This window comes from Sphingobacterium sp. UBA1897 (genome assembly GCF_002337775.1).
GTDB lineage: Bacteria > Bacteroidota > Bacteroidia > Sphingobacteriales > Sphingobacteriaceae > Sphingobacterium > Sphingobacterium siyangense.
This window is the reverse complement of sequence record NZ_DDGR01000018.1, coordinates 393,481-410,421: the sequence shown is the minus strand read 5'-3', so window position 1 is coordinate 410,421 and position 16,941 is coordinate 393,481. Positions and strand designations below refer to the sequence as shown.

Annotated in this window: 10 protein-coding genes; 2 read left to right on the top strand and 8 right to left on the bottom strand. The window is 41.8% G+C overall.

Annotated elements, in window-relative coordinates:
* Nucleotides 1-220: 220 nt before the first annotated feature.
* Nucleotides 221-3,394, top strand: coding sequence for a TonB-dependent receptor (locus B4N43_RS09970; RefSeq protein ID WP_182982209.1), 3,174 nt, complete (start codon nucleotides 221-223; stop codon nucleotides 3,392-3,394).
* 77 nt (nucleotides 3,395-3,471) lie between these two features.
* Here the strand turns inward: B4N43_RS09970 and B4N43_RS09965 are convergent, their stop codons facing one another.
* From B4N43_RS09965 to B4N43_RS09930, 8 genes are all read right to left on the bottom strand, one after another.
* The gene (locus tag B4N43_RS09965) at nucleotides 3,472-4,179 is read right to left on the bottom strand and encodes a hypothetical protein (RefSeq protein WP_286734445.1); all 708 of its coding nucleotides are present in this window, start codon (nucleotides 4,177-4,179) and stop codon (nucleotides 3,472-3,474) included.
* Nucleotides 4,169-4,717, bottom strand: a complete 549-nt coding sequence (locus B4N43_RS09960; protein ID WP_075994424.1) for an RNA polymerase sigma factor — start codon at nucleotides 4,715-4,717, stop codon at nucleotides 4,169-4,171. Before B4N43_RS09960 ends, B4N43_RS09965 begins: the two co-directional genes overlap by 11 nt.
* A gap of 144 nt (nucleotides 4,718-4,861) precedes the next feature.
* Nucleotides 4,862-7,459: a TonB-dependent receptor gene (locus B4N43_RS09955; RefSeq protein ID WP_075995000.1), complete on the bottom strand. Its 2,598-nt coding sequence runs from the start codon at nucleotides 7,457-7,459 to the stop codon at nucleotides 4,862-4,864.
* 771 nt (nucleotides 7,460-8,230) lie between these two features.
* A complete protein-coding gene (locus B4N43_RS09950; protein ID WP_075995001.1) occupies nucleotides 8,231-9,487 on the bottom strand; it encodes a YeiH family protein in 1,257 nt (418 codons plus the stop codon).
* A gap of 122 nt (nucleotides 9,488-9,609) precedes the next feature.
* On the bottom strand, nucleotides 9,610-11,391 hold the full coding sequence (locus tag B4N43_RS09945) for an acyl-CoA dehydrogenase family protein (protein WP_120335063.1): 1,782 nt from the start codon (nucleotides 11,389-11,391) through the stop codon (nucleotides 9,610-9,612).
* Nucleotides 11,392-11,526: 135 nt separating this feature from the next.
* The gene (locus tag B4N43_RS09940; protein WP_088163166.1) at nucleotides 11,527-12,702 is read right to left on the bottom strand and encodes an acetyl-CoA C-acyltransferase; all 1,176 of its coding nucleotides are present in this window, start codon (nucleotides 12,700-12,702) and stop codon (nucleotides 11,527-11,529) included.
* Between the two features lie 30 nt (nucleotides 12,703-12,732).
* Nucleotides 12,733-15,162 carry a 3-hydroxyacyl-CoA dehydrogenase/enoyl-CoA hydratase family protein gene (locus B4N43_RS09935; RefSeq protein WP_286734439.1) on the bottom strand — a complete coding sequence of 810 codons (2,430 nt, stop codon included), beginning with the start codon at nucleotides 15,160-15,162 and terminating at the stop codon, nucleotides 12,733-12,735.
* A 40-nt stretch (nucleotides 15,163-15,202) separates the two neighbouring features.
* Entirely contained in the window at nucleotides 15,203-15,643 is a 441-nt protein-coding gene (locus tag B4N43_RS09930; RefSeq protein ID WP_075995002.1) for a MarR family winged helix-turn-helix transcriptional regulator, read from the bottom strand.
* Nucleotides 15,644-15,919: 276 nt separating this feature from the next.
* Between B4N43_RS09930 and B4N43_RS09925 the strand changes: the two genes are divergently transcribed.
* Nucleotides 15,920-16,882, top strand: coding sequence for an isopenicillin N synthase family dioxygenase (locus B4N43_RS09925; RefSeq protein ID WP_088163168.1), 963 nt, complete (start codon nucleotides 15,920-15,922; stop codon nucleotides 16,880-16,882).
* Nucleotides 16,883-16,941: the final 59 nt, after the last annotated feature.

Here is a 16,941-nt window from a genome sequence, read left to right as displayed (position 1 = left end):
ACAAATATTTATCTATTTAAAGATATTTTAATAGCAAACCGCTCGGTTTCTTCCGAGCCGCCCGCTCTGTGTATAGGTTAATTAATTATACGCAATAGGCAACCTAAATCCATTTTTATTAAATATTTAATAATGAGCCCTTAACCATTTAACAATCTTGCAGGGATAATTTCGCAACATACTTGTGACAGACACTAATCAACTAAAAAGTGAAATTATTATGCAAAGACAGATCATTTGGTTAATCTCATTGACCATCATTACATTTTTTCAAATTCCAACCAACAGCTGGGCTCAGGGTACGGAAGCAACCATTACAGGTCGTATCATGGACAACAATGGCCCCGTAAAAGGAACGTCTGTATCGGTAAAAAATGAATCTACCGGGTTTAAACAAACAACACTGACGAATCAAAATGGTATCTATACCTTTCCACAATTACCTTTAGGGTCACCGTACAGCATATCAGTAAACCATGTTGGCTATGCCGAACAAAAAAAGACCGACTATAAATTAAGCTATGGTGACGAACTCAATGTAGATTTTACCTTATCATCAGCCGAAAATAAATTGGATGAAGTCATCGTTCAGGGAACTGCAGCTGATCTAAAAAACAAGATCAAGACATTGGGTGCATCCACAGCTATTACGGCCAATGATCTCAAAAAAATGCCTGTAAATGGACGTAATTTCTCCTCGCTAATTGATTTATCACCTGTTAGCAGTGGAACAAATCTAGCCGGACAACGAGCATCTTCGACCAATTTTACGGTAGACGGCATGAATTCACGGAGTACCGTCGCTGGCGGGAACAGCGGTGGCGCCTATTCAATCTCCATGGAAGCGATTCGGGAATTCAAGGTAGTGACCAATGACTACGATGTCACGTTCGGCCGCAGCGGTGGCGGAAGTATTACCACAGTAACCAAATCAGGCACCAACACCTTAACGGGAAGTGCGTTCACTTTTGCTCGTGCGGGCTGGCTTTCGAGCAAGTACAACCTGAATGGAACGGCACGTAAACAAAAATTCTCCACCTATCAATATGGATTTTCACTTGGTGGGCCAATCATCAAGGACAAAGCCCATTTCTTTGTAACCTGGGACCGTCAAATGGATACCCGCCCACTTCAGATCGCTGATATTCAAACAACCGAGGATATTGCACGTTACAAAGTAACGCAGGCTACTTTAGATGAGTTTACCCGCATTGCTGTGGGCAAATATGGCGCTAGCGCCGATCGTCTGTTTGGCTCTTTCGACAAAAAGAAAAAGACCGATGCTGCCTTTGCCCGCATTGACTGGCAGTTGAACGATAAAAACCTATTGACAATTCGTAACAACTTTGTCTACGATATGGACAATCAACAGGAAGGGGACAATACAGGGATCAATGCTTTTGAATCTTATACCAACAGAAGATACATAAACAATAGCCTAATGGCCTCCTTGCGTACGTCTATCAACTCCAAACTGACCAACGATTTGAAGGTACAACATTTCTATGAACGCTCAGAAGCACAGCATAATGTTGCTGGATTTGATCAATCACACAGTATTCCGCGTGCGATCGTCGAATCCGTTCAATCTGTAGACGGTACAAATAAATATACCAATTCAATACAGCTTGGTGGTCAGCGTTACGCGCCAGAATGGTTCAACGGAAATATGTTACAATTGGTCAACAACCTATATTATAATACAGATAAAATCAAATATACCTTCGGTGCAGATGTCATGTATACCAACATGGACTTCCGCTACGGCAGCGAAATGAATGGTCGCTTTTATTTTACCGGTCTGCAAAATTTCGACAACCTGACTCCTTATCGCTATGCCCGTGATGTATATATGACCGACAAAGAAAACACCCTGGTCAACAATCTGGCTGTAGGCCTTTATGGACAAATGGAAGCTAAAATCGCAAGAGGTCTTGATGTTGTCGGCGGCCTACGTCTAGACAACACGAAATACCTAAAGAAGGCAACATTCAACCAAACGGTCTATGACGAACTGGGTCTCTCGACCGATAATGGGATCAATACCTTTCAGATACAGCCCCGTGTGCAGTTCAACTGGGATATCAATGAAGAAAAGAAAAATATCATCCGTTTTGGCGCTGGTATATTCGGTTCGGCCCTCAACCCCTATTCTATGTTAAACAATATGTTGTTTGATGGTTCACGCATTGCCGGTGTAGATATTACTGACCCGACCTTAATTCCCAAGCCAAATTTTGCAGGATATCGCAAGGATCCCGATACAGCTCCGGGACGTGAATTGTTGGACAATCCAAAGATTGAAAAACTTGTCACCATCAATACCAATAGTAAGGATGTGAAAGTGCCGACGGTATATAAAGCCAATATCTCCATCAATCACTTTTTCACACCTTCATTACGTATCGGATTAAGTGCTTACGGAACTTGGGGACGCAACAATTATATGTATGTAGATCGCAATATGGTGGAGGACCCTTACTTTAGACTTACTGCCGAAGGTAACCGTGGGGTGTATGTTCCTGCATCGAGCATCAACACGACAAATGGTGCCGCCAACTGGACCAATAGCCGTAAAACCAAACAAATAGGCCGTGTATTAGAAATGAACAGTGAAGGGAAAAATAATTCTTACACCGTTGTACTGGACGGAACTTATCGTTATTATAAGGACGGTCAGATCACCATGTCTTACACTTGGAACGATACAAAAGATAATACCTCCTATAACGGTAATGTTGCCAACTCCGCCACCCTTTCCCTGATGGTCAAAGATGATCCACGCGACTTGAGTACGATGACATATTCGGACAATCAATTCCGCCATAAAGTCGTCTTTTATGGTACCATGCCATCATTATGGGGTGTTTCGATGGGTTTACGTTTCAGCGGAATTGCAGGAACACGCTATTCTTTAGCGGTCAATGGGAATGTCAACGGTGATTTTGTAAATTCCAACGATCTTGCCTTCGTATACGATCCAAATAACAAAAACACCCCCGATTACATCAAAACCGGCATTCAAGCTATTTTAGACGATCCAAATGCAGAGCAAAGCATCAAAAAATACATCAATGGAAACCTCGACCGCATAGCCGAACGTAACGGAGGCATCAACGGTTTTTATGGCGTATTTGACTTGCACTTGGCCAAAAATCTAAAAGTTTACAAGAAACATGGCATCGAAGCTTCGATAGACATTTTCAATGTAGCCAACCTTTTGAAAAAAACTTGGGGCGTAGGACACAATCTGGGTAAACAAAATCTATATGCCATCAAAAGCTTTGATGCAGCGAATCAACAATATGTTTATAATATGAGTTCAGGCGTTGGCGTATCTAACTTAAATGGTAATCCTTATCAAGTACAACTGGGCCTGAGATATGCATTTTAAGTAATTCAGACCCTATAAAAAGAGCAGCGAGCCATTTCCTATGAAAGAAATGGCTCGCTGCTTTTATCAGATCACTTCTATTTCTTCTCAATTCCAAAACAATGCGGAGGTTTAATGACAGCTGCTTGTGCCGGATTATTTTCCGCTTTCGCGGGGAAAACAATCTTTAAACGTCCTTTTGTTCCCTGCCATTTTGGTCCATTCTGGAGAAGGCGAACCGTTTCATTATAGAGTGATTGATCGGGTTGCCCTTCGGTACTAATATTAGTGGGCACTCCATTTTTGTCGACTGTAAAATTGACAATAATTTCGCCACCTCCTGCAGGCGCTACGGACTTCTGGTTGAGGTACTGTTCAAAAATTTTCCATCCTTCACGGGGTGTTGCATCCCCCCCATTCAGCAAAGGTTGAACAGATACCCTATTTTCAGGTTCACTTAATTCTACATCCGTTGTGCGCTCAGCTTTACCGCTAAAATGTTTAAAATATAGCAGGGCCAATAAAGTCACAAAAAGTACACCCGCGGTAGCACCTATGGCCAAACGCTGCCATGTGAAATACTGGGCGTGTCTTGTTGCAACAGTATCTTCCACCCTACGATTCAGGCGTTGTTGCAATAGGCTCAATTGCCGGGCATCCACACCATTTTGCAATCGGTAACCATCGATGGCATCTTGTAAAAAGGGATCTTCCAACGCTTCACGTTCCAACTGAAACATCTCCTCTTTACTCATCAAACCATGGATGTAATTATGGATCCTTGATAATTGATAATTATTTTCCATTTTCTTTCCTTTCCATACAGATTTTCAGATTGCGCTTTCCATTTTGAATAGCACTTTTGACCTTATTCAAATCATATCCAGTCAAATCTGCAATATCTTTATAACATTTTTGCTCGAGATAGAACAAACGTACACATTCCTCTTGTTCGCGGTTTAAAGTTTGCATACAGCCTTCCAGTTTCTCGAAATCCTTTTCTTCCCACTTCGCTTCACTGGTATCATTTAGCTTTTGTTCGCTTTCAAACAAATTGTTTTCAATATCAACCTGCGTCGTCCGCTTATCCTTACGTAATTGCATAAGGCAATAATTTTTACTGTAAACGTGTAACCAGCTCTTAAAATTATCGACTTCATATTGACGAAGCTTCGGTATCAGTTCTTCAAATATCTGCATCACAGCATCCTGACTACGATCGGGATCCTGTAAGTATTTAAAGCACACACCATAAAGCAAAGACATATAGGGCGAATATAGTTTCCCCAGTGTAGACAAGTCACCGCTTGTTTTATAGTGTTGTAAAAGCTCTTTTTCGTTCATGCGCAAATCATTCACCTTAATGATGATTTAATATACAAATTTCCATATATAAAAAAAGGAGCTATTCAAAATTACCGAAAAAACAAAAACCGTCCCCATGATAAAATGGAGACGGTCGATAAGAATATACTATGAATTACGGATTTAATTCCCTTGTTTCCAATTGTATCGCAGTGTAACGCCGTAAGTCCTCGGATCTGCAACTACACCTGCGTATTGCCCATAACTTCCAGGTGCCGCCAGCAACTGCTCGTAGTAATCTTTATTTGTTAGATTTCTACTCCACACAAACACCGAAATACCATTCGATCCCCTGAATCCTAGCCTGGCGTTCAAGACCGAATAGGCATCAATATTTAGGTATTGGGATGGTGAAGAACTGGACGAAAATTTAGAACGGTGAAATAGGTCTGCACCTAAAAAGTAAGATCCATTAAGCCCGATCAGCTTACCGCTTTTATTCGCTTCGCCACCCAGCGACCAGGACCATTTGGAAACACCAGGAAGGACGCCACCAGAAATATCTTTAAAAGCCTGAGCTCCGCCAACCTCTTCTAAAGGGACAGGTGCATTGGTAAATTTGACATACTTGGCATCTGTATAGGCCAGTGCTCCATTCAATCGGAGAAAATGTCCGATGTTGATGTTTCCATCCAATTCAACACCCTTTACACGCACCTTCTCGGCATTGGCCAGATAACCACGGTTCACCCCTGGTTCAGGAGTCTGCACTTGGGTCTGGTAGTCTTTGATATCCGTTTGGTAGACGGTCAGATTGAGCAGTGAATTGCGTGTTGGATTCGTCTTCACACCAATTTCCTTATGACGGACAGCCTCAGGTTTTACTTCGGCGAGATCCAGCAACACTGCTCCATTGGCTGTCGGCAATCCGCCGACGTTGATACCGACAGGTTTATAGCTGATGGAATACGTTGCGTAAGCATTTATCTTTGGATTGAAGCGATATCTTGCGGAGAGTTGACCAGAGAAATTGTCTGCATCCGCATTGACATCAAAAGTCTGATTGGTATATACACCGTTCTTTAAGGCAAGCAGGGCGGGATCTGAGGTCTGCAAACCACCATAGGTCTGCCTATCGTAGTTGGCCACCTTTTTATCGTAATTGTAGCGCAGCCCTGGGAGGATATGTAATTTTGGCGTCACAGCCCAATCAATCTGTGTATAGGCTGCCAAGCTTGTGCTTTTAATCCCGTAAACGGTCTTGATTCCAAAATTGTCAAATAATCCCGGTGTCTGCCACAAAGCACTGGTAGAGCTTTTTTGAAAACGCCAAAAGGCAGATCCTGTTTCTTCGGTATGTACGGGATCTGTGCCCAGATCCTGCCAAAGGCCAAATAAACCGACAACCCCGCTAACCTTTTCACTGATTTTTCCAGAGTATCTGAACTCCTGTGACCACTGGTTATGGACGGAATTACCTGCTGAAACGGTGTATACCGGAAGTCCTAAATAATCGCGGTCATTGAGCGGGACCCATGTCCATGTCCGCCACGCAGAGGTTGAGGTCAGTGTCCCTTCTCCAATCTTGATATCGGCATTCAATGCGACCCCACCCAATTTATTATCAGCTTTAGATTGCGTATCCAAATCTATCTTACGCTCGAAGGCACTTTTATAAGGCAACTCGTAGCCCAGATCTTTAATAATTGCATCAAATTGTCTGTAGTCTGCACGCTGTGTTTTTACAACTCCGGCAACCGCCCAGCCGTAACCATCGGGTTTTTGTGATGACACATCACCCGAAAGCACCAGTTTGATATTCTCGGTTGGGGTAAACAGCAATTGCCCTCTAAAGCCCAGGTTGTTGATATCATTGATCTTCCTATTGGTATGTACATTAAACAAGTTTCCATCCCGCTGTGTGCCAGAGAAAGAAGCTCTCGCAGCCAGGTTTTTGGCCAATGGCCCCGAGATTGAAGTCTTCGCCTGAATAAAACCTTGGTTTCCGTAGCTGACTTCCACATTGGCCTCTGGTGTGAATTGTGGTAAACGTGAGGTTATATTAAATGCACCTGCTGTTGTATTCTTTCCAAAGAGTGTACCTTGAGGTCCACGTAGCACCTCTATCTGGTCGATATCAATAAAGTCCAGCCAAGTCGCGGCAGGGCGGGCGATATATACACCATCAAGATAAAATCCTACACCAGGATCGATACCATCATTGGTGAGGCCATAAGTTGAGCCCAGTCCCCGGATATTAAGCGTCGTATTACGTGCATTCGATGCATATAACTGAACTGTAGGTACAAGCTCTTTCAGTCGATTGACATTAAATGCCCCTGCATCCTCCAATGCAGCGCCACGAATAATCGATACGGGAATCGGAACATCCTGTAACTGCTCCTTACGACGGCGTGCGGTGACCACTACTTGATCCAATGCTTCCAATCGTGGGGTAAGCTCAATCACTGCTGGAGAATGGTCCACCACGATATGACGAGTTTGATAACCAACAATGGATACGATCAATGAAAATGGCAATTTTTGTCCAGTTACAAACTGGAAAACGCCTTTACTGTCGGTTTTCACCTGGTGTGTAACGGCCTCCAACTGAACCGTTACGCCTTGCAGGGGCTCTTTTGTTACGGCGTCAATTACGGTACCTGTTAACGAGGCATTTATAATAGGTTTAGGGTTTTCTACTTGCGCGTAGGTATGGTAAGAACCTGTTAAAAGCAAGCTAAAAATGACGCTAATTCGAAAAATAGCATTTTTTTTCATAAATTTATTCAGTTTAATGGTGAATCTAAAACAAGTGCCAACGCCAATCGATACTTGCTTCATTGTTAAAACTTTGTAAAAGGGAAGCCTCGGCTTCCCTTTTCTAATATAAGAGAGTGTAAGAGAGAAATTTTAACAACACATTCGTTTCTTGTCACTTTTTAGGGTAACAACAGATCCTTCTACCGAAGCAACCAATAAATTTGTTTTTGGAGAGTAATTTTGTTTCATTCTTTTTATCTTGTTATTTTCTTTTATTTCCTGCTGCATAAACGAATCCGTATATGCACTTATCAGGCGGCAATTTCAAACAACTTTCATCACATTTCTTTTTTATAAAATCAATTTCATGGCTAGTTCGATTCATAATCAAGTCAGTCCTTTTTGCCCGCCTTCCTATTTATCTGTAAATCAGATAACGATACAAATATATAAATATTTTTTAAAAGACTACTAATTTGATAGATTTAATGATATATTTTTAAAAAAAGCCATTAAACCTTAATTTTAAGACACTTAAAGCAAATAAAAAGTGCTTCGAATTTCTTTCAGCATGAAAAAAATCATGAAGGCAGCCATCCTAATCACCAACAATCCAGCGAAAATCAAGAAGCAAGCGATTTTATAAAAAACGAAGATCTGTGCTACGAATCAGAAAAAAATTCACGCATAAACCCTTGATGAAAAAGCATAAAAAAGGCCGTCCTAGTTAGACGGCCATCTTCACAATCATATTTTAACGATCTATTTCACCTTGAAACACTTAGCGTCTTAGCGAAATAGCACCAGAGCAATCAATAAGGTAATAATAACATTAAAAGTCTGGGCAATCAGAAAAGCATATAGCGGTTTCTTGTTATCTTGAGCAAAAAGATCCTTAAAGTTCGTTTCCAAACCAATGGATGTAAATGCCAGGGTAAACCAGAGGCCCTGTAAGTTTTTCAAACTTCCTTTGACGGCATCAATCTTCTCAGGAGATATCACGAATGAAAAGAGCAGCGATGCAAATACAAATCCCAACACAAACTTCGGGAAACGTTCCCATATAATTTTTAGCGTAGGTTTATCCCGCTTGGTTTCATCATCAACCGATTTCGCATAAGTCCAATAAATACTGATTGCAAAAGCAGCCAGCCCCAACAATACGTTTTGGGAAAATTTCACAATGGTACTGATCTTCAACGCTTCTTCTCCGACCAGCGAACCTGAAGCCACGACAGCACCGGTTGTATCAATACTCCCGCCGAGCCAAGCACCGGTAACTTCTTGCGACAAGCCCATCCACTCCGCCATATAAGGCATGAAAATCATCATTGGAATCGCTGTAATAAGGACCAGTGAAATGACATAGGAAAGCTTTTTGCTATCACCTTTAATTGCTCCCGAAGTTGCTATCGCTGCGGAAACACCACAAATAGATACTGCACTCGACAGCATTAGGGACATCTCCTTGTCAATCTTTAATTTTTTACAGATCCAGAACGCAAAATACCAAACAGACAATACGACAGCCAGTGCTTGAATAAGCCCCAAGGATCCCGCTTTCAGGATATCCCCGAAGATCACGGTAGTCCCGAGCAGAATTAGGCCTATCTTGACATACAGTTCGGTACTGAGCGCCTCTTTAAACCAATTAGGCAGTTTAAAGCAATTGCTGATGACTAAACCGATAATCAAACTAAAAATTACAGCTTCGAGATTGTATTCTTTAACTGTTGCATTCCCTGCCAGCACCAATGCAAATACGGTAAGGATAAATACAACAGGAAATACAACGAATAAATGTTTTACAGATTTCCCCAAAAGAAAGGCGCCCAATATCGCGGTAACGAATACAAAAATAAACTGCTCAAAAAGCTTCATTAAATTTGTCGGGTCGAAAACCGTTGCGACGAGTTCGGCGGAATTACTCCACGAAAAACTAGGTACTGGCGCAACAATTCCTGAGAGTGCGAGAAATATGGTAGCGATCCCCAAAATGACGACTACCCAGTCTTCTGTAAATGTAAATGATCTTGAAGATGTCATATAATGGTTAGGGTTTAAAAGGTTAAATTTAGCATAATTACAGTGACTTTCTAGGATTGTAACACAAAAATGGCCGAAGATTTCTCTCCGGCCATTAACCAAAACCAATAATCTATTATCAATCAAAAACAATATTTATTCTCATCTATCAATTTCTTAGCGATTCGCTGACGTGCATCTTTCACATTAAATGGCTGTGCTTTTGTAAATCTGCGCAAACCAACCAACATCATATTCAGTTCATCACCCTCTCCAAAAGAATATAATGCTTCTTTACCGGCAGCGCTGATTTTATCAATAGCACCATACAGATAGATCTTAGCCATATCTTTTGCATAGTCTGCTTTATCAGATCCTGTATGCAGCAATTTTTCTGCACGTAACAAGACTGATTCGGTGATATAAACATACCCGATAATATCTGCAATATTCATGAGGATTTCCTCTTCTTTGGAAAGAGACATCATCAATTTTTGCACTGCTGCTCCCGCAATCAATAACCCAGCTTTTTTAAGGTTTGCCACAATTTTCTTTTCTGCAGCGAAAGGCGCATCGTCCTCTTCACCAAAATCTGGAATAGCTAGAAGCTCTCCAGCTACAGCTTGGGCAGGTCCCATCAGATCCAATTCACCTTTCATGGCCCGTTTTAACAGCATGTCAACGACAAGCAATCGATTCACTTCATTCGTACCTTCAAAGATCCTGTTGATCCGTGAATCCCGATAAGCGCGTTCCATTGGCGCATCTGCTGAGTAACCCATTCCACCATAAATCTGTACCCCTTCGTCTACCACATAATCCAACATCTCCGAGCACCATACTTTGATGATCGCACACTCAATTGCAAACTGCTCCACCGACTTCAATTTTGCTTTTGCTTCATCCATCCCGCCGGCAATCAATGCATCGTAGGCATCATCAATATTTTGACCGGCACGATACGATGCCGACTCCACAGCAAACAAACGTGTTGCCATCTCAGCCAGCTTATAACGAATGGCGCCAAATTTAGAAATCGGCAGATTAAACTGCACACGTTCATTGGCATACTGCACCGCATGGTTGATCACCATACGTGCCGAACCGATCGTGGCAGCGCCCAGTTTTATACGACCAATATTCAGGATATTTACAGCAATCTTAAATCCATTTTCACGATCAGAAAGCATATTCTCTACAGGAACGGCGCAATCGTTGAAAAAGATCTGACGTGTTGAAGATCCCTTGATACCCAATTTATGTTCTTCGGGATTCATCGTGATGCCACCAAAATCTTTCTCGACAATAAATGCCGTCAGGTTTTTATCATCATCGATTTTTGCAAATACGATAAAGATATCTGCAAAACCACCGTTTGTAATCCACATTTTTTGTCCGTTGATCAAATAATGTGTCCCTTCGGCATTTAATTTTGCGGAAGTACGGCCCGAATTTGCGTCCGATCCAGCATTGGGCTCTGTCAAACAATACGACGCCTTCCATTCACCAGTAGCAAGCTTTGGAACATATTTCGCCTTTTGGGCATCATTACCATAATACAAAATAGGCAGCGTACCGATTCCCGTATGAGCAGACAATGCGACAGCAAAAGAAAACCCGCCACCTACCGCATCGGCAACAAGCATAGAAGTATTGAAATTCTTGCCGAAACCACCATATTCTTCGGGAATAGAAACACCCAACATCCCCAGTTCACCGGCCTTATCCATCAAACTAGGCATAAGTCCTTCTTCTTGCGCATCGATACGGTCCAGCTTGTTCAATACTTCCGTATCCAAGAAATCCAAGCAGGTCTGACGAATCATTTTGGCTTCTTCATCAAATTCTTCCGGAATAAAAACGGCTGTATAGGGAGTCTCTCTAATCACGAACTCTCCGCCTTTAATTGCTTTATTTTCGCTCATTGTCTTTTTAGATTTATATGGACCAGGAAATCACTGCTTAGTGATGCTGCTGTCCACCATGTTTTTAAATACTTCTATGCGTTATGAGATCAGAGATCCATATTTCGTTTATATTGCTATTCTTAGCGGCTAATTTTAATCCAATAACTCAAAAATACCAGCAGCTCCTTGACCAGTTCCGACACACATCGTCACCATGCCATATTTTTTGCCTCTGCGTTTCAACTCGTTTAAGACTTGGACCGTCAATTTAGCTCCTGTACATCCAAGAGGATGCCCTAAAGCGATGGCACCGCCATTGACATTTACTTTCTCTTCGTCTAATCCAAGTTCACGAATTACGGCTAGCGATTGAGAGGCGAAAGCTTCATTCAGCTCAAAGAGATCAATATCTTCCTTTTTAAGACCGGCTCTTGCCAAAGCCTTGGGTATGGCATAGATAGGTCCAATACCCATAATGCGAGGTGGAACACCTGCTACAGCAAAACTAACGAGCTTTGCTATAGGTTTTACACCAAGCTCTTTCACTTTTGCTTCAGACATCACCAAGACAAATGCAGCCCCATCAGAAGTTTGTGAGGAATTCCCTGCTGTCACGGAACCATTCGCTGCAAAAACTGGTTTTAATTTCCCTAAAGCCTCCAGGGAAGTATCAGCTCGAGGACCTTCATCCGTATCAACGACATATTCACGCGTTGCAATCTTGCCGTCTTTCAAGTAATTTTCCTTTACGGTGATAGGCACAATACCATCTTTCAAATGACCATTTTGAATAGCTGCAACTGCCTTTTGATTTGATTTAAGTGCAAAAGCATCCTGATCTTCACGTGAGACATTGTAATCTTTGGCTACAGCTTCGGCAGTCAATCCCATACCCCAATACCAATCGGGATGCTCTTTTGCTACGACAGGATTAGGAACAATTTTCCAACCTCCAAAGGGCATTCCGGACATCACCTCTACCCCACCGGCGATAATAACATCTGCCATGCCAGTCTTGATCTTTGCGACCGCTGTTGCAATAGTCTCCAAACCTGAAGCGCAGTACCGATTAACGGTTACTCCCGGGACCTTATCCGTATCCAATCCCATCAGTGAAATGAAACGAGCCATATTGAGTCCCTGCTCCGCTTCCGGCATCGCATTCCCAACGATGACATCGTCTATATCTTCTTTATTTAAATTTGGCACAGTGGATACAAGATGTTTAATAACATCCGTGGCTAAATCATCCGCCCGCATGAAGCGAAATACTCCCCGCGGCGCTTTGCCTACTGCTGTACGAAATCCTGCTACTATGTATGCTTCCATTATTTTTATTTTTTTCGTGAGTAGTGATTTTTAGTTCCGTAAAGGCTTACCCTTGGTCAGCATAAATTGAATCCTTTCAAGCGTTTTGCGTTCGGCACAAAGCTCGAGGAAAGTTTTACGTTCAAGATCCAGTAGATACTGTTCAGATACTTCGGTCGGTGACGATAAATTTCCACCACACATCACCCAGCCTAGTTTTTCTGAGATCTTTCGATCATAATCAGAGATATAATTACCTTCACGCATCGATGAAGCCCCCACATACACGATCCCTAATCCTTGGTTTCCTAAAACCTTGATATCATTGCGTGGAGCAGGCTGAACATAACCCGCATCAGCCAATTCCAGTGCCTTTGCTTTGGCATCTGCCAAAAGGCGGGCACGGTTCATTGTAACGGCAAATTTATCTTTCTGCAAATAGCCTAGTTCATAGGCTTCATAAGCAGAAGTCGAAACTTTCGCCTGCCCAATGGTCAGGAATTTATCTTTCAAGGTGTTCTGAACAATCTGATCCTCCTTAAATTCCTCCGAGGCACGTAGTGTAAATTCTTTGGTTCCACCGCCACCGGGAATAACACCAACGCCAAGTTCAACCAAGCCCATATAGGTTTCGGCGTGAGCCTGAACAAAATCAGCATGCATGGAGAATTCACAGCCCCCACCGAGGGTCATTTGAAATGGCGCAACGACTACAGGTATTGACGAATAGCGTAAGCGCATGGATGTATTTTGAAAGGCACGGACTGCCATATTCAATTCATCAAAATCCTGTTCTACGGCCATCATGAAAATCATTCCAATGTTGGCGCCAGCAGAAAAGTTTTTCCCATCATTGGACACCACTAAACCGCGATATTCCTTTTCAGCGAGATCAATAGCTTTATTCAAGCCCTGGATAACATCTCCGCCGATGGTATTCATCTTGGTATGAAATTCACAGTTAATGACACCATCGCCAAGATCAATAATAGAAACCCCCGTATTTTTCCAGATTGTATTACTTTCCCGAATATGATCCAATACGATCAGATCTTCCGTTCCGGGAATAGCTTTATAAGATTTGGTCGCAATATCATAATAGTGACGTACACCATTTTCAATTTTATAGAATGATTCACATCCCGCTTCCAACATCTCGTGTACCCAGGAAGCAACCTCCCCATCCTGACCTGGAAGTCGTTTTTCTTCGGCCTTAATTTTAGCTAAGGTCTCTCGGACACCTAGCGCATCCCATACTTCAAATGGTCCTAACTCCCAACCAAATCCAGCACGCATGGCATCATCAATGCGGAAGAAGTCATCTGTAATTTCGGGAACACGGCGGGACACATATTCAAACAATGGATAATGCATGGCACGGAAAAGTTCCGCCGCTTTATCTCCCCCTTGTTCATATACTTTCATCCGCTTGCGGATATCCTCCACAGGCTTGGTGGCTTCCAAAGTTGCTGATTTCACTTTTTGCTGTGAACCAAATTCCAGTGTTTTTAGATTTAGAGACAAAATCTCCGAATTACCATCGGCAGCTTTTACTTTTTCATAAAACCCTTTCTTGGTTTTCTCACCCAACCATTTATTCTCTACCATCTTACTGATGAATGTTGGAAGTTGAAAGACACCCTTGGCTTCATCTTCAGGCGCATTTTGTGCCAGCCCATTGGCAACATTCACCAGGGTATCAAGCCCTACAACATCAGCCGTACGAAAAGTTGCCGATTTGGGATGCCCCATTGCGGGACCGGTATATTTGTCGACCTCTTCCACTGTCAACCCAAGAGGTTCTACCAAATGAGTAACTGCCAACATCGAATAAACACCGATACGATTACCAATAAATGCAGGTGTATCTTTACATAATACAACAGATTTTCCCAGCATCTTATCGCCAAAATGAAGAATAAAGTCAACGACCTCAGGCTTCGTGTGCGGTGTGGGAATAACCTCCAATAAAGGAAGATAGCGTGGCGGATTGAAGAAGTGTGTACCGCAGAAATGATCTTTAAAATCTTCACTTCTGTCCGCTGTCATTAAATGAATAGGAATACCAGAAGTATTGGAAGTAATCAATGTTCCTGGTTTACGAAATTGCTCAACACGCTCAAAAACAGACTTTTTAACATCAAGTCGCTCAACAACAACCTCTATGATCCAGTCCACATGAGCAATGTCTTTTAGATTATCATCAAAATTACCTGTTTTGATACGTCTGACAAATGACTTGCTATAAATTGGCGAAGGGTTTGTTTTTAAAGCCGTTTCTAGGGAGCTGTTGACAATTCGGTCCCGAACAACCTTACTCTCCAGCGTGAGACCTTTGGCTTGTTCCGCTGGCAGCAGTTCACGTGGAACGATATCCAACAATAAAACCTCAACACCAATGTTAGCAAAATGACAAGCAATTCGCGAGCCCATAACACCCGAACCGAGAACCGCCACTTTTCTAATATTTCTGTTCATCATAACATATTTATTATGCACTTCTGTACATTTGGTTTAACTTCTAAACGATTACTTCTTCCTTGTAACTGGTTGCAAGCTCATTGAGTTTCGCTAAAGAAGCAATCAATTGATCACGTTCATTTTCTGAAAAATTATCCGCTAAGTATTGATTGAAATTACGCACCACATCCTTGGCAATTCTTCTTTTCTCCCGACCCAATTCAGTCAAGTATACTTTTACAGATCTCTTGTCGGTCTCACTCGTCTCACGGTATATAAATCCCAATGACTCCAAATTATTCAACACCCGAGACAAACTAGTTGTTTTAACTCCTGTCAAATTTGCAATCTGAGAAACAGGTGTACCCTCTTTATGAATGTTAATCAAAATATAACCTGCGGCCTGGGTAAAACCGTACTGCGAAGCAATTTGATTATATTTATTGGCAATTGTCTGCCAGCCTGTTTTTAAAAAATAGTCGATTGTCTGATTTTGGTTCATAAGCGTACTCACAAGCTATTTGTTATGCTTGCATAACAAATATACCAGTTAGTAATCAGAATAACAAGATCCAAAATATAAATTTTGTCATATATTCGTCAGCATGACTGCGCTTCATATTTCTTAGCTGAATTTGCCAATAATAGAAAATGTGGAAAACTTTTAAGCACTGAAATACAACTAAATAAAACAAAACACAAAACTTTTATTAACAGCCCCTGTTTAATAATCAAAATTAATTCCGTTAACTTTGTCCTGAACAAACATCAACACCGTATGGCTTTAGTAAACATACCTCGCTTGGACTTGCTACATTATACTCAAGGAACCCAAGAACAACGAAATCAATTCATCCAAGATATTGGCAAGGCTTTTAACGAAACGGGCTTTGTAACGATTGCAAATCATGGCTTATCAAAAGAGCTGATTGAAGAATTATATCAGGTAGTTCCTGAGTTTTTTGGTTTGCCGACCGAGACGAAGGAAAAATATGAATTTCCAGAACTTGCAGGTCAACGTGGCTATACAGCAAAAGGAAGAGAAAAAGCGAAAGATGCGAAGACTCCTGATTTAAAGGAATTTTGGCAACGCGGTCAAACGATCGTTGGTGAAGAATACTCCAAAGCAGATTTTCCAGACAATCCTGAAGTGGCTGAAATACCTCGCTTTAATGGTGTGACAGCTGAGGTCTATAAAAAATTAGAAGATACAGGCCGGGACTTATTAAAAGCGATTGCTACCTACCTTGATCTGGAAGAAGATTACTTTGAAAAATATGTTATCAATGGTAATTCTATTCTACGTGCAATACACTACTTTCCAATCAGCGATCCTGATGCCTTATCTCCAGATGCCGTACGTGCAGGCGCTCACGAAGATATCAACCTTATCACCTTATTGATTGGGGCTAGTGCGGATGGACTTGAAGTATTGACAAAAGACGGAGAATGGTTCCCTATCAAAGCCAAAGGTGAAGATATCGTCATCAATGTGGGTGATATGTTGCAACGGTTAACAAACAATAAGTTGAAATCTACTACGCATCGCGTAGTAAACCCGCCACGTGAAAAAATGGGCACTTCCCGTTTTTCTATTCCATTCTTTTTACACCCAAAATCCGCCATGAGTTTGGCTTCATTAGATTCCTGCATCGATGCAGAACACCCGAAAGTCTACGAAGATTATACCGCTGGTCAATACCTGGATGAACGCTTAAGAGAAATCGGATTAAAAATGTAAAACTCCGCATCATTTAAATTGGTTTAAATGAGCAGAACAGCATATAAAAAAGAAATGGC

What these genes read in the sequence shown, in the direction of transcription:
- B4N43_RS09970 (WP_182982209.1), top strand. Translation starts at nt 221, where the DNA reads ATGCAAAGACAGATCATTTGGTTAATCTCATTGACCATCATTACATTT.
- B4N43_RS09955 (WP_075995000.1), bottom strand. Translation starts at nt 7,459, where the DNA reads ATGAAAAAAAATGCTATTTTTCGAATTAGCGTCATTTTTAGCTTGCTT.
- B4N43_RS09935 (WP_286734439.1), bottom strand. Translation starts at nt 15,162, where the DNA reads ATGATGAACAGAAATATTAGAAAAGTGGCGGTTCTCGGTTCGGGTGTT.
- B4N43_RS09950 (WP_075995001.1), bottom strand. Translation starts at nt 9,487, where the DNA reads ATGACATCTTCAAGATCATTTACATTTACAGAAGACTGGGTAGTCGTC.
- B4N43_RS09965 (WP_286734445.1), bottom strand. Translation starts at nt 4,179, where the DNA reads ATGGAAAATAATTATCAATTATCAAGGATCCATAATTACATCCATGGT.
- B4N43_RS09945 (WP_120335063.1), bottom strand. Translation starts at nt 11,391, where the DNA reads ATGAGCGAAAATAAAGCAATTAAAGGCGGAGAGTTCGTGATTAGAGAG.
- B4N43_RS09960 (WP_075994424.1), bottom strand. Translation starts at nt 4,717, where the DNA reads ATGAACGAAAAAGAGCTTTTACAACACTATAAAACAAGCGGTGACTTG.
- B4N43_RS09940 (WP_088163166.1), bottom strand. Translation starts at nt 12,702, where the DNA reads ATGGAAGCATACATAGTAGCAGGATTTCGTACAGCAGTAGGCAAAGCG.
- B4N43_RS09925 (WP_088163168.1), top strand. Translation starts at nt 15,920, where the DNA reads ATGGCTTTAGTAAACATACCTCGCTTGGACTTGCTACATTATACTCAA.
- B4N43_RS09930 (WP_075995002.1), bottom strand. Translation starts at nt 15,643, where the DNA reads ATGAACCAAAATCAGACAATCGACTATTTTTTAAAAACAGGCTGGCAG.